The organism is Chitinophaga sp. Hz27 (assembly GCF_042263525.1).
Taxonomy (GTDB): Bacteria; Bacteroidota; Bacteroidia; order Chitinophagales; family Chitinophagaceae; genus Chitinophaga.
Genome location: NZ_JBHKFJ010000002.1, coordinates 538,501 through 564,788 on the forward strand (window position 1 = coordinate 538,501; position 26,288 = coordinate 564,788).

Consider the following 26,288-nt stretch of genomic DNA (forward strand, 5'->3'; position numbering starts at 1 on the left):
ATGCATAAATTGTAATTAAATCTATAATTTTTTTGGAATTTCCTGTAACGATATCCTTATTTGAGTTGAAGTTGCCCTTGCACACTATTACGGAAACACTGGGTATGTTCCTGGGCTTTCGTTACTTCCTTTATTTACGTCGTCGCCAGGGCGATCAGGTGGTAGACTCCAATCGTATCTGGGCCATTATTGGGGCGATGTTTGGTGCATTGCTGGGCAGCCGTGTGTTGGGAGCGCTGGAATATCCGCCAGGGTTCATATCTGCCGATAATCTCCTTATATACATCTACAAAAGCAAAACAATTGTTGGAGGGCTACTCGGTGGACTAATAGGGGTAGAAAGCATTAAAAAATTAGTAGGAGAACGAAGCTCTACAGGTGATTTATTCGTATATCCATTGATACTCGCCATCATGATAGGTCGGATAGGATGCTTTACCATGGGCGTTTATGAAGAAACCTACGGGCTACCCACTACCTTTCCATGGGGCATGAACCTGGGTGATAACATCGCCAGGCATCCGGTAGCACTGTATGAAATCCTCTTCCTGATAATTTTATGGATATCGCTTTACTCGATAAATAAACGGTTCGAATTACAATCCGGCGCACTGTTTAAACTGTTTATGATAGCCTATTTGTTATTCAGGTTTCTACTGGATTTTATCAAGCCAGGTTACAGGTTTCCAGGTGGCTTAGGTTCCATACAGATCGCCTGTTTGCTGGGATTACTTTATTATGCACCTGTAATTATTTTCCCTTCACGATTATTAAAAAAAGAGCATTATGCCTGAAAAGAATTACACCTATTATGATTTCACAGTAAGTATCTGCAGCACTTGTTTGCGCAGAGTGGATGCCAAAGTGATTTTTGAAGATAATAAGGTGTTTATGGTAAAGCATTGCCCTGAACACGGCCGTGAGAAAGTGCTGATCGCTACTGATATTGACTATTACAAAAATACCCGTAACTATAACAAGCCCTCTGAGGCGCCTTTAAAAACGAATACAGCAACCCATTATGGTTGTCCTTATGACTGCGGTTTATGTCAGGATCATGAGCAGCATAGCTGTTTAAGTGTGATTGAACTGACAGACCGTTGTAACCTGACTTGTCCTACCTGTTATGCCATGTCATCACCGCATTATGGCCGCCACAGGACGTTGGAAGAGATTGAGCAGATGCTCGATATCATCGTTGCTAATGAAGGACAACCAGATGTGGTACAGCTGAGTGGTGGCGAGCCTACGCTGCATCCCCAGTTCTTTGAGATATTGGATATTGCCAAACGTAAGCCTATCAGGCATTTGATGATAAATACCAATGGTATCCGTATTGCGAAAGACAAAGAATTTACGAAGAAGCTGGCTACGTATATGCCTAATTTCGAAGTTTATCTGCAGTTCGATTCTTTTAAGCCTGAAGTGCTGGAACGCATGCGTGGAAAGGATTTGACGGAAACGCGGCGCCAGGCTTTGGAAAACCTGAATGAAGCGAACCTCAGCACTACTTTGGTCGTTACCTTACAGAAAGGCCAGAATGATGATGAAATGGGTGCTATCATTGACTATGCGTTGAAACAGCCTTGTGTGCGAGGTGTTACGTTCCAGCCGGTGCAGGTAGCCGGCCGTACAGATGAATTTAATCCTGCTACTGACCGTATAACGTTAACGGAAGTACGTCAGCGTATCCTGGAACAGTCGCCGATATGGAAAGGCAATGATATCATCCCGGTACCTTGTAACCCAGATGCCTTAGCCATGGCCTATGCGCTGAAAATAGACGGACAGGTATTTCCGCTTACCAGATATGTAGATCCGGCGGTATTGCTGAACAATGGCAAGAATACCATCGTTTATGAACAGGATGAAAGATTACATCAGCATGTGCTGAAAATATTCAGTACAGGTATTTCTACAGATGCTGCCGTGAATGATATGCAGTCGCTGCTATGTTGCCTGCCGCAGGTACAGGCGCCAGGACTGGATTACACCAACCTGTTCCGGATTGTGATCATGCGTTTCCTCGATGCCTATGATTTTGATGTGAGAGCAATCAAGAAATCATGTGTGCATATTGTTCATAAAGATGGACGCATTATACCTTTCGAGACGATGAATTTATTTTATAGAGATGATAAGGAAGAATACCTGAAACAGTTGCAGGCAGAGCGTGAGGCCGTAATATCTCCAATAGGTAAAGTAATAAACGGGCAATTAAAATAATTCGCTATGAGCAGTTTTACCAAAAAATTCCTGCAATTGACAGGAATTACAATCGGCGTTTTACTGTTGATCTGTCTTATTCCGCCAGATGGCGTTTTAGGGGCAGGTATATTGTTGCTGGTGGTCTGTGCGGTCTATTTCTTCGGCGGCCTCATAACTGTACTGGTCAACGACAAAAATGAATGGGGAAAGGTGATGCTGTTGTCCAGCCTGGTGATAGCAGTAGTCGGCTTTTCCACCTGTGGATTGATATTGTCGAATTTGAGAATAAATCATTGAGATACAGTTGAAACGAGTAACAATAAGTTACTCGTTTTTTATTTTACAGGCAGATGAACTTATTTTTCTGCCAGAAATCGTAACTTTTAGTATGAAAATATCTCCTACTGGAAAGTTCTATGGTTTGACGAATGAAACAATTCATCTTCGTGGACTTACGCTTACAGATACGGAGTACACCCAGAAAAGAGTGCCCTGGCATTATCATGAAAACCGCTATTTTACCTTTCTGCTGCAAGGAGGCATGACAGAGGCCAACAAGAAACATTCCTACGAATGCCTTTCCGGTGATTTGCTCTATCACAACTGGGATGATGCCCATTATAATATCGCTTCTGATAATTATACCCGTGGAGTACATATAGAAGTAACAGAGAAATGGTTTGATCACCTCGATATCAGCAGTGATGTAAAGGAGGGCAGTATGCGTGTCAATGATCCTGCGATTAAAACCTGGATGTACGAAATTTTCCGGGAAATGAAGCTGGCAGGCGCCGGAGCGCAGCTTGCCATTGATGCCTTGCTACTTCAAATATTCAGCAGGTTAGGGAAGATGCATATTGTATCTGAAAAACAAAAGCCAGGGTGGTTAAATAAAGTAGAAGAGATACTGTATGCATCATCAACAGAACTCAGTTTGACATACCTCGCTGCTGCTGCAAATGTGCATCCAGTGCATTTGTCGCGTGAATTCCCCAGGTTTTACGGCATGTCGCTGGGTGATTATGTACGAAACATCCGGATGCAAAAAGCAATCAGGCTTTTGTCGGATAATGATCTTTCACTTACAGGCATCGCTTATGCCTGCGGGTTTTCGGACCAGAGCCATTTTATTCGCTGCTTTAAAAGCTACCATCGCCTAACGCCGTTACAGTTCCGGAAATTATTGACAGGAAAGCGTTCATGTTAAGAATATTCTATTTTAGCAATATACCCTGCTATAGCTTTGAAGTATGAAGCATTGTTTTTTTCTGTTCCTATTGTTTTTGATGCCCGGAAAATCGCCAGCACAGGAAATTCTGCCAGATGCTGGCATAACTTCTCCCTTGCATAAAGACAATATTGGCCGTATCGTATTTACGGCACAGCCTATCCCTTTAGCGGCCATGTCTGCCCATGATTTTCTCCAAACTTATGAGCTGACAAACAAAAATGATTTGTATTTCACTGCGTTTATGGCGCATTCGTTGACCAACAATATCCATCAGCTTGGGCCGGGATTATCGATTGATAGCTTACAAAAAGCTGGCGGCTATGAATTCTCGCTGCTCCTTGACCAGCGCGTGATATATAGGAACAGGATTCTTGGGGCGCCTTTGCCGGCAGTGAGGAATAATGAAACGGTCATTCATATGCCTTTAATTGACAACGCGCATGAAGGCGTGTGGTGGACGCAGTTTTACTGGATGCGCTTTTTATATAATGGTGGCGACAGCGCGCTTACTGACGGACATCATGTATTACGGCTGGAAATCCGCGCATATCTGAAAGATACAGTGGGCGGACTTATTGCAGCGGGAGATCTACTACTGAATGTTAACAGGCATCCAGTAATTGATGTGACAAAGGTGAGGTTGAGTCCTATCCTGCCTTATAAAGGTCTTATTGCATCCAGAGAATTATTCCAGCAGGACAAAATAAAAGAGTTGAAAGCCAGGGTAGAAGCGGGAGAATTTAAGAAGATCAACAGCATTATTGTTATAAAGAATGGGAAGATATTGGTAGAGGAATACTTTAATGGCGAATCGAGGGATTCCTTACATGATCCGCGGTCGGTGGGCAAATCATTCACCTCCACGATATTCGGTATGGCTATACGTGATGGCTATTTTAAAAATGAATTGTTACCATTGAAGGACTTCTATCAGGTATCCTCTTTTGCCAATTATTCATCTGAGAAAGAAAAAGTAACTATTAAGGACTTGCTAACCATGGATGCTCCTTTTGATGGCGATGACAATGATGGTGATTCTCCGGGAAATGAAGAAAACATGTATCCAACAGATGATTGGGTGAAATTTGCGCTGGGTTTACCATTCCAGCAGGATTATAAACGCCATTGGCATTATTTCACAGCAGGCGTGGTGGTATTGGGAGAGGTACTCAATAAAACGATTCCTGGTGGCCTGGAGAAATATGCGGAGGAAAAGTTATTTGGTCCGTTAAACATCCGGTATCAGTGGCAGTATACGCCACAGCAGGTTCCTAATACTGCGGGTGGTATTCGTTTGAGTGCATTGGATTTTGCGCGGTATGGGTTATTGTATAAAAATGGTGGCCGTTGGCATGGAATGCAGCTTTTACCGAAGGAATGGGTGGACAAGACTTTTACTAAATACGAGCAAATTCCTGGAAAGCAAGGGGAATACTATGGTTATCTTTTCTGGAACAAACAGTATCATGTAGGAGGGAAGGCTTATGAAACCTGGTATTGTACGGGCAATGGAGGTAACAAGATATTTGTATTTAAAGATCAGCCGTTGGTGATAGTGGTTACCGCTAGTGCATATGGGCAACCTTATGCGCATCCACAGGTAGACAGGATGATGGAGACTTATATTTTACCGGCAGTACTATAGATAATAAAGCTATAAATCAAAAGGCCGTCTCTACTGAGTAGAGACGGCCTTTTTAGTATGGTATGATTAAGTTCTAAATATTAGAAGCTGTATTTCAGACCGAGCTGCATACCCCAGGTGCTCAAGTTAGACTTGATATCCTGTGTAGCAGTAGTTTGGGTGATGTTGCTGTATTTGAATGAAGCAACACCGTTTGCATCAACACCCGCAGTAGACAGTGGGTTCACGTAGTTACTGTTGGTGTAAGCCTGCTGTCTGATACCCCAGTTTTTGCTGATCAGGTTAGGCAGGTTCAGTACGTCAACGCTGAACTGCAGTGTATGACGGGTACCACCTTTAGAAGTCAGGTAGAAGTCCTGCAGGAAGCGGGCATCTAATCTGTTATACCAAGGCATCAGTGCACCGTTTCTTGTTGCGTATTCACCTTTATGTTTAGAGAGGTATTTGTTACCTGCAACTAATGCATCATAAGCAGCCTGTTGTTGAGCAACAGTAACGGTAGTAGTACCGCTGGTGTAAGGAACGAAGTTGATATCAGAACCTTTAGCGTAGATGAACATCAGGTCATTTGAGCTCAAACCATCGCCGTTCAGATCACCGTTATAGATGAAGCTATAGCGACCTGAAGCCTGACCTTCGTAGAACAGGGACAGGGTAGAAGCGAAGTGTTTAGCGTATTCTTTACGGTAAGAAACGTTGGCAACAACACGGTGAGGAACTGCGTACTGAGAGTTAGCCAGTTCAATGCTGTTAGCACCGTTGCGGGTGATGTTTGACTGGTAAACAGAAGTCGCTTGGTTACCTGGGTTACCGGTTACATCTTCAGCTTTGGTGAAGGTGTAAGCTACGGAACCATACAGACCGTTGCTGAAAGATTTAGTCAGTTGAGCGGTCAGAGAGGTAGAGTAACCTTTGCTGGTGTTGTCCATTACTACTACAGTGCTCAGAGCAGGAGTTGGGTATTTATTAGCACCTGTTTGAGTTGCTGGGTAGTAAGGTCTGTTATCACCGTTGTTGTTCATGTTACCGGTTGGGTTTTTCAGGTTACCGTTGAACATTCTAACAGCATTGATGTCTTTAGTGAACATCGCGTCGAATGTAGCGGTGAAGCCTGCGCCCAGGGTTTTATCCACACCAATGTTTGTTCTCCAAACCTGAGGGAATTTGAAGTCTCTGGAGATGAATACAGGAGCACCAGTAACTGTAGATGCAGGTTTGGTTGGGAAGTAGTTGCTAGTAGCAGGGTTACCTAACCAGTAGTTTGCATTTGGCTGGAAGTTTACGTTAGCCAGTTGCGCTGGAGTATTTAATACCGCGCCGTTCTGATACATACCTGAGTTAGTTGGCATGTTAGTCAGGAACACGAAAGGAATTTTACCAGTGAAGATACCGGTTCCACCACGAACGATGAGGGATTTATCACTTTTCACATCCCATCTGAAACCAAATCTTGGAGACAGCATCAGGCGGCTTTTAGGCCATGCACCAGTAGTGTAGTGAGTATTGTTTCCGCTTTGATCTACGAAATCGAGTGGAGTGTATACTGGGTTTTCCAGTGGATTGCCAATATAGGTAGGAACGTCAGCTCTCAGACCCAGGGTCAGTTTCAGGTTGTTTCTAACCTGGAATTCGTCCTGAATGTAAGCACCGATCTGACCGATTTTCAGGTTTGCAGAGTATATAGATGAATCGCCAGGCACCAGGGTGTAGGTGTTAGCGTAGTAAATCGGCGCTCTGTCGTTCATGAAATCAGCGAGGGAACCGTATGCATAGTAGCTAGCAGCACCAGGCATGAACATGTTACCTACTTTCTGGTATTCGTAAGTTAAACCAGCAGTGATGGTATGTTTACCTGCATAATAAGTGAAGTTATCAGTTGCAGACCATACATTGTTGATTACGTCGTTGTTACGGGTGAAAGGATCTGTACCAAAAGAGATGTAGTTGTTTCCTTTACCATCGAAGATATCCACTGTAGGGAATGGATCGCTGAAAGAGAAACGGGTATCCTGGTTTTTGGTATAGGTCAGGAGTAACTGGTTAGACATTTTAGGAGAGAAGTTACTGTTCAACTCCACAGTAGCAGTTCTGGAGATATGGTCTGTACCATAGTTAGAACCATTGAATGCCATAGAACCAGCACTGAATCTGTTGTTTGGAAGTCTGGAGATAGTACCTGCTCTACCTGGAACAGTCATTAAGCCTGCGCCGGAGTTAGGGATACTGCTACCATTTTCCTGGCTATTATCTGAACCACTGAAATCACTATACTTTAAAGTCAGTTTGTGAATCGCGTTGATGTTCCAGTCGATTTTAGCGAGGATTTTGTGGTTTTTCTGCTGGAATGCAGGGAAATTGTTGTAAGCACCTGGATCGTAGCCATATTTGGAGATCAGGTAGTTACGCAATTTTATCATTGAATCGATGTTGGTGATAGATTGACCACTTGGCAGTTTAGCTGTTGGGTCCCAACCTGCAGGGCTAGGATTGAAGGTAATGCCAGGAGTGCTTGATTTTTCGTACTCACCACTTACAAAGAAGAATAATTTGTTTTTGATGATAGCACCACCGAAGGTTCCACCGATAATTTTGTTTTCGCTGGAAGTTACAGGGAGGGTGTTATCATGCACTTTTTTACCGTTGAAACTCTGGTCACGGTAGTAACCATAAACGCTACCATGGAAATCGTTGGTACCGCTTTTTGTAACAGCGTTAATACCAGCACCGGTAAAACCTGATTGTCTTACATCGTAAGGCGCGATATTAACAGTAATTTGATCATAAGCATCCAGGGAAATAGGAGATGCACCGCCACCTGGAAGTGGATCAGAACTTAAACCGAAGTTGTTGTTCAGGTTAGCACCGTCTACTTGTAAGTTGTTGTAACGACCATCACGGCCACCGAAACCATTACCGTTAGCCTGAGGAGTGAGGCGGGTAAAGTCGGTTACACTGCGGGAAACAGTTGGCAGTGTTTGCAGTTGACGCAGACCGATTACAGTTGATGCACCGGTTCTGTTCTGGTTGATAGCGCCAGCTTTGCTGCCGACAACATTTACAGTCTGTAAATCCTGACCGCTGGTCAGTGTTTGATTAAGTGTGAAAGGTTCACCCAGGTTAAGGCTCAGACCTTCCAAGACAATGGTTTTGTAACCGATGTAGCTGATCTCCACTTTGTAAGGGCCGCCGATACGCATGCCAGGAATAGTGTAGTTACCATCGGTTCTTGTTGTTGTTCCGTACACTGTACCAGAAGGAACGTGTGTGGCTTTTACTGTAGCTCCGATTAAGCCGAGGCCTTTGTCATCCTTGATCCTTCCTTGCATGGAGGAAGTGGTTACCTGTCCAAAGCTGACAATCGCGAGAAGTACTAAAGAAAATGTTAAAAGTAATTTTCTTAATCCCATGATGTGAGAATTTTGATTCATGGCGCAAAGATGCGACATTCTCCGCGTTAAACTTTAACTCAATATTAACTAATTGTTAAGCCCATTGTGGAAAACTTAAAGCAACATTAAAAATTTGAAAGCATTTTATAAAAGTAAATTCCTGCATTATGTTTGTCCAATATTCCTGCTAAAATTTAGCAGCCGTCAAATACAGTTATTTGGTAATGCATAAAGGCATCTTTTTTACTGAACTTTCATTAAGTTAAGATTGTTACACTGACCTCAATTACGAGATAAAAAATATGTTTTAAAATTTTCCTGCATAATCTTCATAAAAACAGCAGTTTTTTTAGACAGAAACCAACGCATATCGCTTGGGTTTTCCTCACTTAATAGTCGTAACTTTGCGCCATTCTTTATTACTTGATCGAAGAAGGAAATTTTATGTTAGATACAATTGAAGCTGCAATAGAAGATATAAAAAACGGTAAACTGGTAATTGTTGTGGACGATGAGGACCGCGAAAATGAGGGAGATTTCATCACTGCCGCCCGAAACGTAACGCCTGAAATCATCAACTTTATGAGCATGCATGGCCGTGGCCTCATCTGCGCTCCCCTTGTGGAAGAACGCTGTGAAGAACTCGGTCTCGACCTCATGGTTAAAGATAATACTGCACTACACCAAACGCCTTTCACCGTTTCCATCGACCTGCTTGGTCATGGTTGCACCACCGGTATCTCGGCGCACGACAGAGCCAAAACCATCCAGGCACTGATCGACCCGGCTACCAAACCGGAAGACCTCGGAAAACCTGGACACATCTTCCCGCTGAAAGCTAAAAGCGGTGGCGTTTTACGCCGCTCCGGACATACCGAAGCCACCATCGACCTGGCCCGCCTCGCCGGTTTTGAACCTGCTGGCGTACTCGTCGAAATAATGAACGAAGACGGTACCATGGCACGCCTCCCGGAACTCCGCGAGATCGCCACTAAATTCGACCTGAAATTAATTAGTATAAAAGACATGATCACTTACCTCCTCAGTAAGGAAACCCTTATTGAAGAAGGAGTAAGCGTTCAAATGCCTACCAAATACGGTAACTTCGAACTTATCGCCTTCAAACAGGTAAATACCGGAGAAATCCATATGGCCCTGAAAAAAGGTACCTGGGAAAAAGATGAACCAGTTCTCGTACGTGTTCACTCTTCCTGCGTTACCGGTGATATCCTCCATTCACTCCGCTGTGATTGTGGTGAACAACTCCACGCCGCCATGCAAATGGTGGAAAAAGAAGGAAAAGGCCTTATTCTTTATATGAACCAGGAAGGTCGTGGTATTGGCCTGATGAATAAGCTCCGCGCTTACAAACTCCAGGAAGAAGGCCGCGACACCGTTGAGGCTAACCTCGAGCTGGGCTTTAAAATGGATGAACGTGATTACGGTGTTGGTGCTCAGATCTTACGCCATCTGAACATCTGCAAACTTCGCCTCATCACCAACAACCCGCGCAAACGCGCTGGCCTCCTGGGTTATGGTCTGGAAATCGTGGAAAACGTTCCAATCGAAATCCATCCAAACCCACACAACGAAAATTATCTCAAAACAAAAAGAGATAAACTGGGACATGAAATCCTCAAAGGCTAATCATATTTCTATCTAAATAAAAAAGCAGATCATATTATATGATCTGCTTTTTTTTATGTCGTTACAGGAAATCTCCCACTATTATTTATTCTTACGCGCATTCTCCTGCTGCGCAGTTTCTTTTATATGCTTGCTGCTATCTGGTACTGCCAGCTCTCCAACAGGATGAGTGGTGGAATCTTTTTCAGTCTCCTGCTTCCGGATAGAATCCCGTGCATGGCGGCGGTTATTATTGAATAACTCCAGGAACCGGTCATATTCACGGATATAGCTGATACCCAAACCTGATTTCGTACGGTTGTTCAGGTTATATACATCATAATCGGACTTACTGAAGGCATTGATACGGAAACGGCCGTCAGGCGTCAGCAAGTACTCTATACGGAAGTCACCCGCAAAACGATTGGTATTGGCAGAAGCGGCGGTTTTGCCCCAGTCATAGTCGCCACCAGCATACAACCTGAAACGGTTATTAAATAAGGTACTGGTAACGCCAGCACTTACCTGGTTACGATCCACTGAGGAGTTATCTGGCAAACCGCCTACGTTGTAAGCGCGGTAGTTAACGTTAATGCCTATACCACTTCCTTTCAGCAGCGCGCCGGTAATATTATTAAGGATAGCAGATGCCTGCGCAGATATCGCCTGGCCCACACTGTTTTTACCGGTAATGCCCACATTGGCGCCACCGCCTGCATCATCCGGCAGGAACTGGTTAGCGATCAACAGACCATAAATCTGCAACAGCGCCTTGTTCTGATCGTTATTGATTTCTTTAAGTTTGGCGGCCACTCCACTTTCGTAAGACATGGTACCCACATCCGGCAACTCAATAGAATAAGTGATGTCCGGTTTCATGAGCGCACCACGCAGATTGATCAATACATCCACCTTTTCCTGGCGGGTAGCCAGTTTATCATTCGCGGCCAATGTAGCAGCCTGGCCTACCAGGTTATAGAGGCTCACTTTCGGCAATGAATACTTGGCGGTGATATTCATCTTGGCATCACTAGGATTACCATTCCAGCTGATACTACTGTTCTTTTCAATGTCAAACTTCCAGGAGGTTACTCGCTGAAAAGTAAAGTTATAAGAACCATTACTAATCTCATAGTTACCAAACATGCTGAAATCGCCGTCAGTATTGGCAATGATTTGAAGGTTACCGGTACCGTTAGCAGAAATCACATCACCCGTGGTTGCATCAAGGATAACATCGATCTGTGCATCAGGATTGGCTGCGATGTCCAGTTTGACGGTCAGCTTGGTATTGTCTTTCTTTCTTTTATTATCTTTTATCTCTGTACCATAGGTCTTGAAAGTAATATAATCGTACTTGCCTATATCTTTACTATCGGAGATAGGGAGATAGAAATGCGTTCCACTTACGGGGCGTGCGAGTACATGCAGCTGCAAATCATTCAGTGGTCCGGAAAAATATACTTTACCATCCGCTATTACATCTCCATAAAACAAATCATTATCGTTTGCATTTGTATTTAGGAAAACGAACTTGCGGCCGGTCACATCGAAATCGAAGTTGAGTTTCTCAAAATGGTCATGGCTGATATAACCATTGGCAACGCCTTTGGTACCATATTTATCTATCACTGTAAACTGCCCAAATTCTATCAGGTTATCGTCTACATTGACTTTCAGCTTAGGAATCTTATATCTGGTGCCGAGGTAATCTACGGTGATACCGACAGAATCCAGGGCCAGCTGGCCCCTGATACTAGGCAGCTCTGTGGTACCACTTACCGCCAGGGTTCCTGTAACAGAGCCTTTCAGGTCTGACACGTAACCAACCAGGTATTTATTGAGCAGACTAACATCGGTGCCGCCAAAGCGAAGGTTGGCATCGAGGTTTTTATCTGTAGAAGAAAGTCCTACGCGGCCTTCGGCCAGGAAGTTCCTCCCTTCATTATTAGATTTTACGGAGAAATTGACTGCGCCGGTTTGCTGCTGATAGCTGCCGTCTACCGTTAAAGTACCTATAGAGTCATTGTCTATGCGTAGTTCGCGGGTGCGCAGGGCCGCATCTATATCCAGGTTTTGGGTAGGATCGGAGATATTGATGGTACCGTCGGTGATACCTTCTATACGGGTGGCTACCAGCTGCGATGGTATTACATCTGCGAGGTTCAGGTTTTTGAGCGTGATGATAAACCTGGATTCGTCGGGGTTGAATTCATTGGTTTCAACGGTAATACTCTGATCGTTGCGGGTAACGCGTAGGTTCTTCACCGTGAGGAAGTGTTTGCTCCAGTAAATTTCATTACCTGGGGTAACGTTCCATTGTCTTTCGTTTACGGTAAAGGCACTGTTGAGGAAATTGACTTTGATGCCTTCCCGCACAGTGATGACGCGTGCATAGAATCCATCCAATGAGCTGGTATCCTGTGCCTGCATATCCATCTTAATATAAGAAGTATCGTTTTCAGAACTGGCGAGTATCAACGGATTTTCCAGAATGGTATTGGTGCCATTCATGAACTTACCCACGCTGCTACTGAGGTTGACTTTCCGGGCATTACCATCTCCTTTGATTTGCCAGTCTACCAGGTGATAGTTCATGAACGATGCCTCCGGCACCATGATGTTGAGTCCAAGGTCGCCGGTAGTTGTGTTCATATGACCCGTGATAACGGATTGGTCGAAGCCGGCCACTTTAGTGGTAAAGCCTTTTATGAGTTTGGCAACATTGCCGAACTTGAATTCGAAATTGAAGTCTTCGTGAATATTATTGCTATTAGGTTCTTTAAAGTAGCTGGGGTAGTAGCGATACAGCAGTGCCTGGAAGGCATCCGGCAATTCGAGGAAGCTATATTTTCCTTTTACGAAGCCTTGTATTTCACTCCCTGCTATGTTTAGCGTTTTTTGATCGCCTTGTAGATCTGTGGTTAGTGCGAGCGAGTCGAACTCGAGTCGGTTCCCATCTTTATAAACAGAAACTTCATGCATTCTGGCGCTACCTTCGAAGTTATCGATGTTGTTACCAGCGAAGTTGAGGTCCAGTTTGGCTTGCAGGGTGATGCTGTCGTCAACGATATGGAGGGCTTTCAGGTCACTCTTACGGATCTCTGAGTTGAAGTTGAATATGGGCAGGGCAGTATTGAAATCGATGGTACCAGCAAAGTCCATGTCCAGGTTAGGATCTTTGGCAGTGAGGGAACCATTGAAGAATTTCCGGCTCATATCACCTTTGGTTTTGATGTTCTGGTAAGTATATCCATAGAGAGATATACTTTGTACATCAGCGTCCAGAGAGGCCTTTAGTGTTTTGAAGTTGAAGCCTGCACCATTCACTTTCGCGTTGGCTGTAATTTCGGCAAGGTCACTGACACCCAGCAAAGCGCCGAGATTAAAGGCATTAGTGTTGACACTACCGGAATATACCGGCACGTCTTTATTGGTTTTAAAGTTGATATCTGAATTAACTGTACCCAGGTTGGTCTGGAATTTACCATAGGCTACGAAGTCATTGATAAACCCTGTATAACTTCCCTGGAAGCGGATGTTACTCAGTTTATCTATATGTACAGAAGAGTTGATATCTTTTGCTTCAGGCACTATTTGCATGACATCGGCGCCGGTAGTCACCAGGTCGTCTGCATGGAAATCGATGTAGGTTTCGAAGATATCAGGCAGGCCACGCATTTCCAGGGAGCCTTTAAGGCGGGTGGTATTACCTGCCTGCAGGTCGATATCACGTGCTTTCAGGTTGCTCACCGGGCCTCGGGCATGACCACTGATTTTAATTTCTTTTTTCCAGGAAGAGAGATATGGTGCGAAGTAGGCGATATCGTCTGAAGAAACCGTACAATTTTTAAAATTCGCCCGCATGGTAACGAGGTCGATATAATCGCTCATATCTTCGAAATCGTTATACTCCATGGTATAGTAATCTCCGATATGGCTCTTGTTAGTTTCCAGGTCGAGATGGGAGAACTCCATTTCTACTGGCGACATCTTAAACCTGCTGGTTAATTTTTTTACCTCAAAGCCGCTACGCTCGCGGGTGGAGAAGGTAAGATCTCCTATGATACTGTCTTTAACAAGACTGGTATTGGTAAGCGCGAGGTTAATTTTCTCGAAACGTATATGTTGTGGAGCGAAGTAGCCTGGTTCAATTTTGGTGGTATCCTCTGGGTAGTCCACCCCAAAAGTTCCATTTTTAATAGAGATCTCTTTCACGATCAGTTTCCAGTTAGCATCATTCCAGCGTAGTTTGGAGGTATCATATACCACAGTGGTATCTACTCTTGGCCGGCGATGGCGCAGGGGAGAGGCTGAATAACTGGTAAGGATGAAGTTGGGCTGGTCCAGTGAAACTTCCTGGATATCGATATTATGTTTTTCCAGGTCCAGGTTTTTAGCATCAATATAGATACGTTTGGCGTGGCCATACATATCTTCACCAATCCATTTATCTACCTGGTTAATACGTATATCGCGAAGGTCAAGCTTTTTCAGGTCTAGCGAGAGGTTGCCGCCTTGTTTCGAGCTGCTGGTTTGACCGCCGCCAAAGGCTTGTGCAATAAATTCATAGTTCCAGACAGAATCATTACGCGGGCGCAGCAAGTTTACCTGTGCGCTGTCGAGGCCAATGAATTTGATAACGGGTTTGTCCTGAAAGAAAAACCAGTCTGTAATACGGAGTTGCAACCTGCCGGCATACAGCAGGGTGTCTTTGTTATGGTCCTCTATGAATGCACCTTCCAGGTCCAGGCTATTGAATAACCGGATGTTCACATGACGGATTTCAACTTTCGTATGTAGCTGCTCCGACAATCGACTGGTTACTTGCCCTACCAGGAAATTCTGTACCAGCGGGATGTTTACCAGTATCCCGATTAGTATGATGAGGCCCAACAAACAGAACAGAATAACTGATAATATTTTCCGTATTTTTTTCAGGCGGTTAAGTTTATCCGGCAAAAATAATTAATAGTTGTTAGCCGACATGCAGCCACCGATAAAAAGAATATAAGAATCTGCCAATATCACCATATTACAGTTATATTTTTTTTATCTTAATGTATGTAGATGGTTTTTGTGGAGCTATATGAACTTCGTATATTCATCTAAGTTAGCATTTACCATGAACCTCCCACTCCTGTTAGCCTTGCTATTGCTGATAAGCTGTAGCCCAGCTGTAAAGAAAGAACAGCGACCTGCTGTTGTAACCGATCCATATCATGATATTTCAGACAGTATACTGCATGTGGCATTAGATCCTGCGTTGCAAGAACGCAAAAATGACACCAGCTATTATGCGGCAACAAGTTTTGCAGGTGATACTATAGGCTTTTATGTTAGATACATAGGAAGAATAGCGGCCAGCTCACAAAAGGCGTCTATGGCTTTAGTACAGGTGAGGGCTTATTTTGCCAGTACATTTTGCCCGCATGCAAATAATCAGCTATGGTTTATTGTTGACAACAAACGTTATGGGAGATATGTGGGCATGGATTTTCTGAAGTTTGCCATGAAGGGGGATTCGCTGGTCTTCACTTCCACAGAGAAGGAGGGCCGTACATCAGCCGTGGCCGTTAGTTTCAGGGATAGCATACCATCGCTGTTGCTGGTCAATGGGGATTTATATTCGTTTGATAAGGAGTAGCAACCGGATTTTACTACATTTACTACAAATCACAAGATATGTTTAAGCGTTTGCTGTTGCCCGTTGTCTTGCTGGGATTGGGCAGTGCTGCTGCAAAGGCAGCTGTTTATGAGAAAGATTCTACTGCACAAAAAGTGCGCTACGTAATGGTGATCCATGGTGGAGCGGGCACTATTCTGAAGTCAACCATGACCCCTGAAAAGGAAGCAGCGTATAAGGCAGGCCTGACAAAAGCCCTGGAAGCGGGTTACATCGTATTGAACAAGGGTGGAAGTAGTTTGGATGCGGTAGAGGCAGCCGTAAAAGTGATGGAAGATAATCCACTCTTCAATGCCGGTAAAGGTGCCGTATTTACTAATGAAGGCCGCAACGAAATGGATGCAGCCATCATGAATGGTAAAACATTACAGGCAGGAGCTGTGGCCGGTGTAACGACAGTACGTAATCCAATAACTGCAGCCAGAGCGGTGATGGACAAATCCCAGCATGTGATGATGGTGGGTGCTGGCGCTGAAAAATTTGCTAAACAGGCGGGCTGCGAAATCGTAGATCCTTCTTATTTCTATACAGAAGACCGTTGGAAGTCTTTACTTAAAGTACGTGCAGCAGACTCGTCACAGATGCAGCTGGACCACGATTCTGCGGTAGGAAAACCAGCAGCGAAATTAGGCATTGAGAACAAAGACCATAAATTTGGCACAGTGGGCGCCGTGGCAGTAGATAAGCAGGGAAACCTTGCTGCTGCTACTTCTACAGGAGGTATGACCAACAAGAAGTTCGGCCGTGTTGGGGATAGTCCTATTATTGGCGCTGGTACCTATGCTAATAATGCTACCTGCGCTATCAGCTGTACGGGCTGGGGCGAATACTTTATCCGCCTGGTAGTAGCTAAAACCGTAAGTGACCTGATGGAGTATAAAGGAATGAGTGTGGAAGCTTCATCTGCTGAGATGATTATGAAGCAGGTGCCTAAACTTGGCGGTGATGGCGGATTAATTGCGATCGATAAGGATGGTAATATTGCAATGCCATTCAATACTGCCGGCATGTATCGCGGCACGGTAACGGCTGATGGAAAAATTGAAGTAGCTATCTATAAAGAATAACAAATGCTTTCCTAAGTGGAAAGCAATTGAATTAATGGGTTAATGAAATTTAGTCCCGCAGCCATTTTGCCATTTGGGGAAATGCTGGCCGACCTAAATGGAAAGCCTGGTGTGGTTCGGCAGACATGCCCGCAAATTGTAACATAGGCACGCCCAAATAGCGGCCGGCAATGAATTCATCCGCCATTTGCGGACCACCACCCTTATAACCATTTTCATGAAAAACGAAATAAGGATGAATGCCAAGATGCACCGTTGCTGCAAATGACCAGGCAATAGCCATCATCTCTTCGGCTTCGCGAAAAGGGCGATTGGCAATATTGTCATTATGCAAAGTAGCCCGCTCCGCTGCAGGGACTACGGCTATATGACCCGCTTCATGGAGTATGTCGCCCGGAAATAATAATTGATTTTTATCTGCAATAATTTCTCCCTGGGCTATCAAGATCCCCGGCAGGAAAGTATCTGCCGGTAAAGTTTCGAATCTTACTGTAATTCCTAACGAACGAATAAACGCTACTGCAGTATCGAAGTAAGTTGTATCATTTACCATTTACCAAAATTAATAATACAACTTGAAAACTTCGTATATCCGATAACGATAGTGCTGGAAATTCATGATTTTCGTTACGAATATTATAGTACTGGTTCTACTTTATATCCTTGCTTACGTAATAAGCTGATGACTCCATCGGGGCCAGGCAAATGGCCGGCTCCTACCGCAATAAAGAGGCTGGAATGCTTAACCGCACTGGTTATCTGAGGAATCCAGTTTTTATTTCTTTCCTTTAATAACTTTTCTTCTATCTGTTTAAAAGAAGGCTCGCTTTTCGATACTTCATAGAGTTCGTTGAGATCCCCGCGTGCATATGCTTTAGTTATCTTGCTCAGGGTTTCTTTATTTTCCTTGTCATGTTTCAGATCGTCGATAACAGCTTTCATAATCACAGAATCAGGAATCTGGTTTAGTAACTGCAATTGATATACGGCGGTTTCCAGGCCATTCTGTGGCTTGGCCGCTTCTCTGGCGAGAATAGTCAGTGCTTCTTCTACGCTGCTGGCCTGGCACTTGATATCTTTTGTTGCCAGTAACATCATCATTACTGCTGGTTTCAAATGCGTTATCAGTGCTTCAGACATATGCAGGCTGTCCTGGATATAACTGACGAGGTAGGTATAATCATCTGCAGACATGGTGCTTTTAAGCTGGAAGTTTGGATCTGGCATCATCATTTGCTGTGCTGCCAGCAGATCTTGCTGGTTCTCCATGTTAATTTCCAGGTAGAGCGAATCTACATTTTTAAGGGCTGTCTTGGCAGCGTCGGAAATATGGAGGTCTTCAGGGCATATCAGATGATAAGTCCCATACAACCAGGATGGCTTTGTGATTCCATTGCCGGTTACCTTCCATAATAGGGAGGACTGCTGTGCCTGGGTTTGCAGGCCAGCGAGGCAGAGGAGGAACAATACTATTTTTTTCATACAAGTATTAAAGTGATTAAGAGAGCGGGATTACAAACACCCTTTGTTAACGGTTACGAATACACATATATCGTACCATTCAATAAATATAAAGAAAAAGAGGCTGCCTCAAAAAACGAGTTTTGATGCAGCCTCTTATCAAGTGCAGGCCTGACCTTAGTGGAGAATATTTTTTCTATGTCCTGTGGAGTCAATCACATCAATTCTCGGATTACCATTTTTATCTACATATAGATCCAGTTTCGGATGACCATTTGAATCAGTAAGAAATAGTCCGTTGTTGTTATTTTCGGTTCTTCCTAAGAACAGTCTTCTTCTAGGGCCGTCTTTTTCAATGAAAGCGTTGAATTGCGCCTCTTTTTCTTTTGGATCTTTGATGCTATCAATTTGTTTAAGTTTTTCAATAGCAGCACCGAGTGGCAGGGCGCCAGCAGGGTATTCATTGATGTTAATACCTCTCGAGATTTCACGTTCGCCGTTGCGATAGGTTTCACTATTCTGAATAAAGATAACCTGATCGTTACGATAGTTATCCATGGTCATGTATACACCGTGATAGAGGGTGTTATCTTCTTTTTTTACACCAAAGCACAGACCACCGCATTCTTCGCCGGTATTGTTAAAGAAAATTATACCAGCATCTCTTTGTCTTGGCGGCATATCTTTACCATCAAGTCTTCCTGAATGTTGCCTGGTTTCGTTGCTGATCACCACTCTTGGCGTAGTACCATCTTCTCCGACAACCATTATTCTTTTCACCGTAATTTCATCCGCGGTTAAGGTTTTATCTTTTAATACAAAAGAAGAAAGGATAAACAGCAAAAAAACGGATGTACTGATAATAGCATAATAGAAAACAAAGTTGAACTTACGTTTCATTGAAGCGTCTGATGTTTGCATATGTATAGCAGGGAGTTTAATTGATTATTGAATGATATTTTTGGCTTTTCCGCTGGCATCTACTACTTCAATTTTTGGGTTGCCGTCTTTATCAACATAGAGTTTCATTTTGGGATTTCCTTTGGAATCATAGAGGAAAAGTCCATTATCATTATTATAATTTCTTCCAATAAACAGTCTCTTTTTAGGGCCATGGTTTTCCAGGACAGCATTGAGTGCTGCTTCTCTAACTTTTGCATCTTTAATGCTATCAAGTTCTTTTTCCTTTGCCACCAGTTCCATGAGTGGCATTGCACCAGCAGGGTATTCATTGATCTGAAGACCTCTATAGATTTGCTGCTTGCCGTTTTCGTAGGTTTCATCATTTTGAAGCATGATAACCTGGTCGTTGCGGTGATTGTCCATTGTCATGTATACGGCATGTTCCAGGGTATTCTTTTCTTTATTTGCGCCAAAACACAGTCCGCCGCATTCATCGCCTTGGTTATTAAAGAAAATCATGCCGGCATCTCTTTGTCTTTTTGGTATATCTTTACCGTCTATTCTTCCGGGGTGCTGCCGGGTTTCGTTGCTGATCACCACTCTTGGCGTAGTGCCATCTTCTCCGACTACCGTAATTCTTTTCACAGTAATCTCGTCGGCGGTTAAGGTTTTGTCTTTTGACACAAAAGAAGAAAGTAGGAACAGCAAAAAAACGGATGTGCTGATAATGGCATAATAGAAAACAAAGTTGAACTTACGTTTCATTGAATTGTCTGAGGTTTGCATAAATGATGGTGATGTTTTTAATTTATATATGGGTTGATTTGGGCGTAATCGGATTGGGGATAGCATGTGGGCATAGATAATTTATTTGCCATTGCTACAAAGCACTATTCGAAATTAGCAAATAAAAATCAGAATAAATTTTTGAAGAAAAAAGAAGTTTGATGATACTATCAGTAACGGCTATACGCTTGTTGTAACACTGATTGTTTAAGATGAGGAAAGGCTGTATCAGCAGTGAATAATTGCTGATACAGCCTTTTATATAAGCTTGAAATATAAACTTACTGGATAATATTTTTTGTTTGTCCGGTGGAGTCTACTACTTCAATTTTAGGATTGCCATTTTTATCGACATAGAGTTTCATTTTAGGTTTCCCTTTTGAATCGTAGATGAATAAACCATTGTCATTATTTCTGCTTCTACCGATAAATAATCTTTTTTTAGATCCTTCTCTATCATACACTTCTTCCATTTTTGCATCTCTTTCTTTAGGATCTGCGATGCTTTCCAGTGCTTTTAGTTTTGCATTTCTTTCTTCAATGCTGGAACCTACCGGATATTCATTGATGGTGATACCACGTTGGATTCTTGCTTTACCATTTTCGTAGGTTTCATCATTCAGTATCTGGATAACCTGGTCATCACGATGGTTGTCCATGGTAAATGACATACCTGAGTTGGTACTGTTTTTTTCTTTTGATACAGCATATACCAATCCGCCACATTCATCTCCCTGGTTATTGAAGAAAATCATACCAGCAGGTCTTTCTCTTTTAGGGTAATCTTTGCCATCCATTCTTCCTGAATGTTGCCTGGTTTCATTGCTGATAACCACTCTTGGCAGACCATCTTCACCAACTACCGTTACTCTTTTTACGGTAATTTCATCAGCGGTTAAATTTTTATCTTTCCCAACGAAGGAAGAAAGAATAAAGATTAAAAAGAGCGAAGAGCTTATAATGGTATAGTAGAATAAGAAATTGTACTTACGCTTTAAGGAATTGTCTGAATTTTGCATAGATGAAGTTATGTTTGAAAAATGTTGCTGTTTGAATTTTGGCATGAACGGCTTTTGTGGCTTGTTCTAATAAAGCCATTGCTATGAGCGGTTTCAAATTTAGCAAAAAAGTTCAAACGAAATATTATGCAAAAACATGGTTGGCATTAGTTATTTACAAATGTAACAATGTCTTGCAGCGCTGCTTTTGCTTTCTCACTGTTAATATCTGCCAGCGGCCATACGTGCAGCTGGTTTTCATATTCTTTAAACTGGGCTTTGGGCTGCACTGTTTTGATATACGCATAGAAATTCTTTGCGTCATCAAATAGAATTTCGTTGGTACCTACCAGCAAGAAAACAGGAGGGAACTTATCAAAGTCCATTTCATCAGGATCAGCCAGACTACCGGCTTCGGCAGCATAGTAATTAATATATCTGCGTACTTCTTTCTCATTGATGATCGGGTCGAGTTCTTTTCTTGTCTTGTAGGCCTCTGTGTTAGCTTTCATATTCAACCATGGAGAGATTAAAGAAACGGTGGCAGGTAGCTTTAACTGTGCCTGGATTATATCATATATGGTGGTAACCGTCAGACCTCCGCCAGCACTGTCGCCAATAAAACTGATCCTGTGTTCTGGAAAGCGTTCCAGGAGTTCCTCATACACTGCTAATACTTCGTTTTTAGCAGTAGGGAATGGATGTTCCGGCGCAAGAGAATATTCCACAAAAAGAATCGTAGATCCGAGCGCGTTAGCGAAATGGCTGACCATCGCTTTGTGGGAATTGATATTTCCCATCATAAATCCACCACCATGCAAGTATATAACGAGGTTATTTCCTTTTTCATTTTTAGGTTTAAACCAGAAGCTCTTTACATTGGCAACGCTGGTTTCTGTAACGGTTACCTGAGGGTGAACTGGATAATTTTGACCAAGGGTTTCAAAAAATGCTCTATCATTTTTTACAAGGGTCATTTCTTCGTTAGCAATTATAGTTTGGGTAATCATTGTATTTGAGTTTAAGTCGGTTAAGGTTAATAGCAGTTATTTTTTCCTGCGTTTCTAATTCTACAATGCAAATGTAAATCCAAAAGTATACTTTTGAAAGTAGTATATACAAAGTATATTAGTATACTTTTGTATACTTTTTTTAGTAGCCTAACTTTTAGCAATGAAAAAAAATAAAATAATTTGTCCGGTTGAATATTCTGTTGACCTTTTAGGTGGAAAATGGAAGCTACCTATTATTAATGCCCTGACTACAAACGAGGTGGTAAGGTTCAAGGAACTGGAAAGAATGCTGGGCGGCATCACGCCAAAAATGCTCACTACCCAGCTGAGAAGCCTGGAGGAAGATGGATTGATAGCGCGAAAAGTATTTGCAACGGTTCCTGTTACGGTGGAGTACCGACTAACAGAAGTAGGCACTTCGATCAAGCCAATGATAGAAGAGCTGAGAAGTTGGGGGTTATACCATCAAAGCCTGAAAGATAATCAGTGATAGTAACTGTGCAGGAATTGGTATAATACCTCTATATCTTTTTGTTGATGTAGTGCTGAAATAATCGCTCTGTGCACCGGCGGATGATGCGGCAGGGGATAAGGAAAGCTGGAAATGATCAGGTCCTTGTCTGCCAGATAAGTTGCCAGTGAAGGCCTGTTATCATATTGCGGGAAAATAAAGATGGCTAATTCGGGATGATGATCATGCGGGATATCCTGCAGGTAATGTGTTGCTGTCTGTATATTTTTTTTAAGCTGGTGTTGCTGTTGCTGGATCAATGAGGTGGCCTGGAGCCATGCATGGGCGTTGGCAGGCATCATAGGCGTGCTGCCGGTGAAATAAGGTGTACGCTTCAAGCCTGCAATATCTGCTGCTGATCCGGCTACTACGCCGCCTTCTACACTATAAGCCTTTGCCAACGAAGCAGTAACAAGATAGCGTACATAATCTGTTCCTGGCACCTGGTGTATACTTCCTTTTCCTTGTGGTCCTAGTATGCCTATGCCATGAGAATCGTCCAATATTACCAACACCTTGCTGCGAAGCTGTTGCAGCCAGTCGAAATTAAAAACGGTGCCAGTAATTGGATTTACAGTATCGCTGACAATTACATAAGTATTGTCTGGGTGATTATTTACCTGAGAGATGGTTTGTTGTTCCCACTCCACTCTGGATACTACTGGCAGCGCAGGTGTATGGTGCCAGATGGCAGGATGCGCGCCAGGCGCATAAAGCAGCTCTCCGCAAGTGGTTGCATAATGAATAGCGGCCTGCCCTGAAAGGTAGCCGGAGCTGAAAACTACTGCAGCCTGCTGCTCCAGCTGTGCGGCCAGCGCATATTCAATTTCTTCGTACAGCCCTAAACGTAAGTTGCTAACCCTGGAAGAAGGAAATAGGGTACCATATTGCTCTATACCTTCTAACATAAAGGATTTAAAGGTAGGATGCTGATGCAGGCCAAGATAAGAAAAGCCTGAAAAAAACAGGCATTGACGATCCTCCATCAGCACTGTTCTTCCTGGAGTATGCGCAGTATGCATCATAGTTCGTAGTTTTAATTACTACTCCTTCCTGGTGCAAAGTATAAAGTGATAATCACCAGATACCACCTTCATATCAAAATGGGTGTCATCCAATTGCTCTACTGTTACCAGGTTCTCTTGTTTGCGGTCGCCATTGGAGGCCGTTACCGAAATCATTTTACCATTGCTAAGAATCTGGTATTTGCCAGAATCGGGTTTATTATCGATGGTGGCTACAAATACGTTGTTGTCCAGGAATTGATAGTATACATTACTGTAGTATCCATTTTTCAGATCTTTGGCTTGCGTTACCTGGGTCAGATTGTAAGGATCATTTTTAGGGACCTTCACATCATATACTCTCCACTTTTTGTGAAGGAGTAAGTCATTCGTTTTTCCGGTATTGCAGGCTTGTAGTATCACGACGGATATAACGGCAATCAATATACGAAAATTTAAAGCTGTTTTCATACTAACGTTTACCGTACTTAGTGTTGTTAAAGTCTTCAGATTTTCCTTTTGGTATAGACAGGCTTTCCCATTGATCCTGCAGCAAGGCCTTGCCTATCCAAACGATTTGTCCTACGTGATAGGGGATATGCGCCAGCTGACGATTAATAGCATCAATAACGCTATGTGGTTCCTGACGGATATACACTGTTTTTTCCAGGTCGGCCTCTGTGAGCCCCGCCAGTGTGTCCAGCAGGCATTTCCAGCCAGCTTCCCACAAGGTGATCAGCTCTTCTTTAGAATATGCGTCATTTTCAAACTCCGCATCACGGTGGCGGCCAGGCTTTTCTCCGTCGGTGGTGAGGAAGTCTGTCCATCTTGATATCATATTACCATGAAGGTGCTTGATGATAATTGCGATGCTATTTGGTTCTCCTTCGGGCTGCCAATGTAGCTGTTTGTTATCAAGTCTGGCAAGGGTTTTGTCGCCCAGGTTTTTGTGTGTCAGGAAGCGTTTTTGAATGCTTTCCAGATAGATAGTACCGATAGACATAATATTATTTTTAGTAACCGGCAGCGCTGTCGTCACCACGTTTATCGGCGGCTGCTTCCAGTTTTTTAGTAATTGCAGATTTTTTGATCAGCTCTGTACGGCCAATAGGGCCGCGTACAGTAACTTTATACCCCATACCTTCCAGTGCTTTGATTCCTTCTTCCGGGAATCCTCGTTCTACGTATACCACATCTGGCAGCCATTGGTGATGGAATTTAGGTTTGTTCACCGCATCATCTGGGCTAAGATTAAACTCCATAGTATTCATCAACGTCTGGAACACAGAGGTGATGATAGTAGAGCCACCTGGTGTGCCAAGCGTATATACGGCCTGGTTATTTTTCAACACAATGGTGGGCGTCATGGAGCTGAGCATACGTTTGCCCGGCACGATGGCATTGGCTTCTGTTCCTACAAGGCCGTACATATTAGGTACGCCGGGTTTTACAGAGAAGTCGTCCATTTCATTATTCAACAAAAATCCTGATTTACCGACAACGGTGCGGGAGCCATAATGTCCATTAAGCGTAGTGGTTACTGCAACCGCATTGCCTTCCGCATCCATGATACTGATATGGGTAGTTTGCTCGCTTTCTTTGAACAGGCCGGCTTTTGTGCTATCGCTATTGCCAGCTTTCATCGGCACATAATCAGCCATGCGCGTGGCGATATATTTTTTATTCAGCAGCTGAGCTACTGGAACTTTTACAAAGTCGGGGTCGCCGAGGAAGGCTGCTCTGTCAGCATAGGCGCGTCTTTCCGCTTCTATCATCAGTTGCATGGCCTGTGGCGACTGGAATCCCCAGCTGGCGATTGGGAATTTTTCTACCATCATCATCATTTGCTCCAGGCAAATGCCTCCGGAAGATGGCAATGGCATTGTAACGATCGTTTGTCCTTTGTAGTTAAAAGTAAGCGCTGATCTTTCTTTGGCTTTATAGTTTTTGAGATCGGCCAGTGTCATGATGCCGTGGCCGCGCTGCATCTCCGCAACGATATTGGCGGCAGTTTCACCTTCGTAGAAGCCTGCCATGCCTTTATCACGGATCAATTTCAACGTATGCGCCAGCTCGGGCTGGAATAAGGTATCACCTTCTTTCCAGGGCTGATCTTTTACAAAGGCTGTAGGAGCGGTATTGAGTTGTAGAAATTCTTCTTTGGTATCATTCAGGTTTTTTGCTTCCTGTGCAGAAATGACAAACCCTTGTTCTGCCAGCTGGATGGCTGGGGCTATCAGTTTGGCAAAGGGAAGACGTGCGTATTTCATAGAGGCAAACAATCCGGCAATGGTGCCAGGCACGCCTGCGGCCAGGTGACCATCCAAACTGAGTTTGGTGATGGCGTTGCCGGCGCTGTCGAGATACATGTCTCTGCTGGCTTTTGCAGGAGCCATTTCCCTATAATCGATGGCGATATTTTTACCGTTTTTGAGATGCGCGACCAGGAATCCGCCACCGCCGATATTACCAGCGCCGGGATATACCACGGCTAAGGCCAACTGTGTGGCAATTACTGCATCCACCGCATTACCGCCTTGCTGCAGGATATAGGTGCCTGCCTCGCTGGCCAGCGGATGTGCGGATACTACCGCGCCTTTAGGCACCGCTATATTCTTGGTAATAGTGTAATTATATGGGTGTATACCATTCCCTTGCTGGGCACAGGCGGAGAGCATGCCGCCAATGGCGACGCTGAACATAAGCAGAAAACGCATCGAAAAATCTCTTTAATTTAGTATTAGAGGCGAATTTCATGAA

The 26,288-nt window shown here is 43.6% G+C and carries 21 protein-coding genes; 9 read left to right on the plus strand and 12 right to left on the minus strand.

Features of this window, described 5'->3' with window-relative positions; genetic code table 11:
• Positions 1-32 precede the first annotated feature (32 nt).
• The 5 genes from ACE38W_RS06095 (at position 33) to ACE38W_RS06115 (ending at position 5,084) form a co-directional block, all read left to right on the plus strand.
• A complete protein-coding gene (locus ACE38W_RS06095) occupies positions 33-794 on the plus strand; it encodes a prolipoprotein diacylglyceryl transferase (protein WP_375829496.1) in 762 nt (253 codons plus the stop codon).
• Positions 787-2,226 (plus strand): radical SAM protein, encoded by a 1,440-nt coding sequence (locus tag ACE38W_RS06100; protein ID WP_375829497.1) that lies wholly within the window; start codon positions 787-789, stop codon positions 2,224-2,226. The genes ACE38W_RS06095 and ACE38W_RS06100 overlap by 8 nt, the downstream gene beginning before the upstream one ends.
• A 6-nt stretch (positions 2,227-2,232) precedes the next feature.
• The gene (locus ACE38W_RS06105; RefSeq protein WP_375829499.1) at positions 2,233-2,505 is read left to right on the plus strand and encodes a hypothetical protein; all 273 of its coding nucleotides are present in this window, start codon (positions 2,233-2,235) and stop codon (positions 2,503-2,505) included.
• Between the two features lie 91 nt (positions 2,506-2,596).
• Complete coding sequence (locus ACE38W_RS06110) at positions 2,597-3,415, plus strand: helix-turn-helix domain-containing protein (protein WP_375829500.1); 819 nt, start codon at positions 2,597-2,599, stop codon at positions 3,413-3,415.
• Positions 3,416-3,458: 43 nt separating this feature from the next.
• A complete protein-coding gene (locus ACE38W_RS06115) occupies positions 3,459-5,084 on the plus strand; it encodes a serine hydrolase domain-containing protein (RefSeq protein WP_375829502.1) in 1,626 nt (541 codons plus the stop codon).
• Between the two features lie 80 nt (positions 5,085-5,164).
• Here the strand turns inward: ACE38W_RS06115 and ACE38W_RS06120 are convergent, their stop codons facing one another.
• On the minus strand, positions 5,165-8,491 hold the full coding sequence (locus ACE38W_RS06120) for a TonB-dependent receptor domain-containing protein (protein ID WP_375829503.1): 3,327 nt from the start codon (positions 8,489-8,491) through the stop codon (positions 5,165-5,167).
• Between the two features lie 426 nt (positions 8,492-8,917).
• Between ACE38W_RS06120 and ACE38W_RS06125 the strand changes: the two genes are divergently transcribed.
• Entirely contained in the window at positions 8,918-10,120 is a 1,203-nt protein-coding gene (locus tag ACE38W_RS06125) for a bifunctional 3,4-dihydroxy-2-butanone-4-phosphate synthase/GTP cyclohydrolase II (RefSeq protein WP_375829504.1), read from the plus strand.
• 81 nt (positions 10,121-10,201) lie between these two features.
• On the opposite strand, the gene ACE38W_RS06130 is transcribed toward ACE38W_RS06125, so the two are convergent.
• A complete protein-coding gene (locus ACE38W_RS06130) occupies positions 10,202-15,061 on the minus strand; it encodes a translocation/assembly module TamB domain-containing protein (protein WP_375829505.1) in 4,860 nt (1,619 codons plus the stop codon).
• A gap of 163 nt (positions 15,062-15,224) precedes the next feature.
• Here ACE38W_RS06130 and ACE38W_RS06135 point away from each other — a divergent pair, with 163 nt between their 5' ends.
• Together ACE38W_RS06135 and ACE38W_RS06140 are read left to right on the plus strand one after the other, a co-directional pair.
• Entirely contained in the window at positions 15,225-15,746 is a 522-nt protein-coding gene (locus tag ACE38W_RS06135) for a hypothetical protein (protein ID WP_375829506.1), read from the plus strand.
• A 38-nt stretch (positions 15,747-15,784) separates the two neighbouring features.
• Positions 15,785-16,852, plus strand: a complete 1,068-nt coding sequence (locus ACE38W_RS06140) for an isoaspartyl peptidase/L-asparaginase family protein (RefSeq protein WP_375829507.1) — start codon at positions 15,785-15,787, stop codon at positions 16,850-16,852.
• 49 nt (positions 16,853-16,901) lie between these two features.
• Here ACE38W_RS06140 and ACE38W_RS06145 read toward each other — a convergent pair whose 3' ends face one another.
• The 6 genes from ACE38W_RS06145 to ACE38W_RS06170 form a co-directional block, all read right to left on the minus strand.
• Positions 16,902-17,405 carry a hypothetical protein gene (locus tag ACE38W_RS06145; RefSeq protein ID WP_375829508.1) on the minus strand — a complete coding sequence of 168 codons (504 nt, stop codon included), beginning with the start codon at positions 17,403-17,405 and terminating at the stop codon, positions 16,902-16,904.
• Between the two features lie 83 nt (positions 17,406-17,488).
• Complete coding sequence (locus tag ACE38W_RS06150) at positions 17,489-18,334, minus strand: TraB/GumN family protein (protein ID WP_375829509.1); 846 nt, start codon at positions 18,332-18,334, stop codon at positions 17,489-17,491.
• A gap of 156 nt (positions 18,335-18,490) precedes the next feature.
• The gene (locus ACE38W_RS06155; RefSeq protein WP_375829510.1) at positions 18,491-19,234 is read right to left on the minus strand and encodes a hypothetical protein; all 744 of its coding nucleotides are present in this window, start codon (positions 19,232-19,234) and stop codon (positions 18,491-18,493) included.
• 24 nt (positions 19,235-19,258) lie between these two features.
• On the minus strand, positions 19,259-19,981 hold the full coding sequence (locus tag ACE38W_RS06160) for a hypothetical protein (protein ID WP_375829511.1): 723 nt from the start codon (positions 19,979-19,981) through the stop codon (positions 19,259-19,261).
• 302 nt (positions 19,982-20,283) lie between these two features.
• Positions 20,284-21,021, minus strand: a complete 738-nt coding sequence (locus ACE38W_RS06165) for a hypothetical protein (protein WP_375829513.1) — start codon at positions 21,019-21,021, stop codon at positions 20,284-20,286.
• Positions 21,022-21,167: 146 nt separating this feature from the next.
• Entirely contained in the window at positions 21,168-22,010 is an 843-nt protein-coding gene (locus tag ACE38W_RS06170; protein WP_375829515.1) for an alpha/beta hydrolase, read from the minus strand.
• Between the two features lie 163 nt (positions 22,011-22,173).
• Here ACE38W_RS06170 and ACE38W_RS06175 point away from each other — a divergent pair, with 163 nt between their 5' ends.
• On the plus strand, positions 22,174-22,503 hold the full coding sequence (locus ACE38W_RS06175) for a winged helix-turn-helix transcriptional regulator (RefSeq protein ID WP_375829516.1): 330 nt from the start codon (positions 22,174-22,176) through the stop codon (positions 22,501-22,503).
• Here ACE38W_RS06175 and ACE38W_RS06180 read toward each other — a convergent pair.
• Genes ACE38W_RS06180 through ggt form a run of 4 tightly spaced genes read right to left on the minus strand, consistent with a single transcriptional unit; the run spans position 22,497 to position 26,245 of the window.
• Positions 22,497-23,549, minus strand: coding sequence for an aminotransferase class I/II-fold pyridoxal phosphate-dependent enzyme (locus ACE38W_RS06180; RefSeq protein ID WP_375829517.1), 1,053 nt, complete (start codon positions 23,547-23,549; stop codon positions 22,497-22,499). The two genes, ACE38W_RS06175 and ACE38W_RS06180, sit on opposite strands and share 7 nt — an antisense overlap.
• Before the next feature lie 18 nt (positions 23,550-23,567).
• Positions 23,568-23,999: a hypothetical protein gene (locus ACE38W_RS06185; protein ID WP_375829518.1), complete on the minus strand. Its 432-nt coding sequence runs from the start codon at positions 23,997-23,999 to the stop codon at positions 23,568-23,570.
• A 1-nt stretch (position 24,000) separates the two neighbouring features.
• Positions 24,001-24,531 carry a DUF1572 family protein gene (locus ACE38W_RS06190; RefSeq protein WP_375829519.1) on the minus strand — a complete coding sequence of 177 codons (531 nt, stop codon included), beginning with the start codon at positions 24,529-24,531 and terminating at the stop codon, positions 24,001-24,003.
• 10 nt (positions 24,532-24,541) lie between these two features.
• Entirely contained in the window at positions 24,542-26,245 is a 1,704-nt protein-coding gene (gene ggt, locus ACE38W_RS06195) for a gamma-glutamyltransferase (RefSeq protein ID WP_375829521.1), read from the minus strand.
• Between the last annotated feature and the right edge of the window lie 43 nt (positions 26,246-26,288).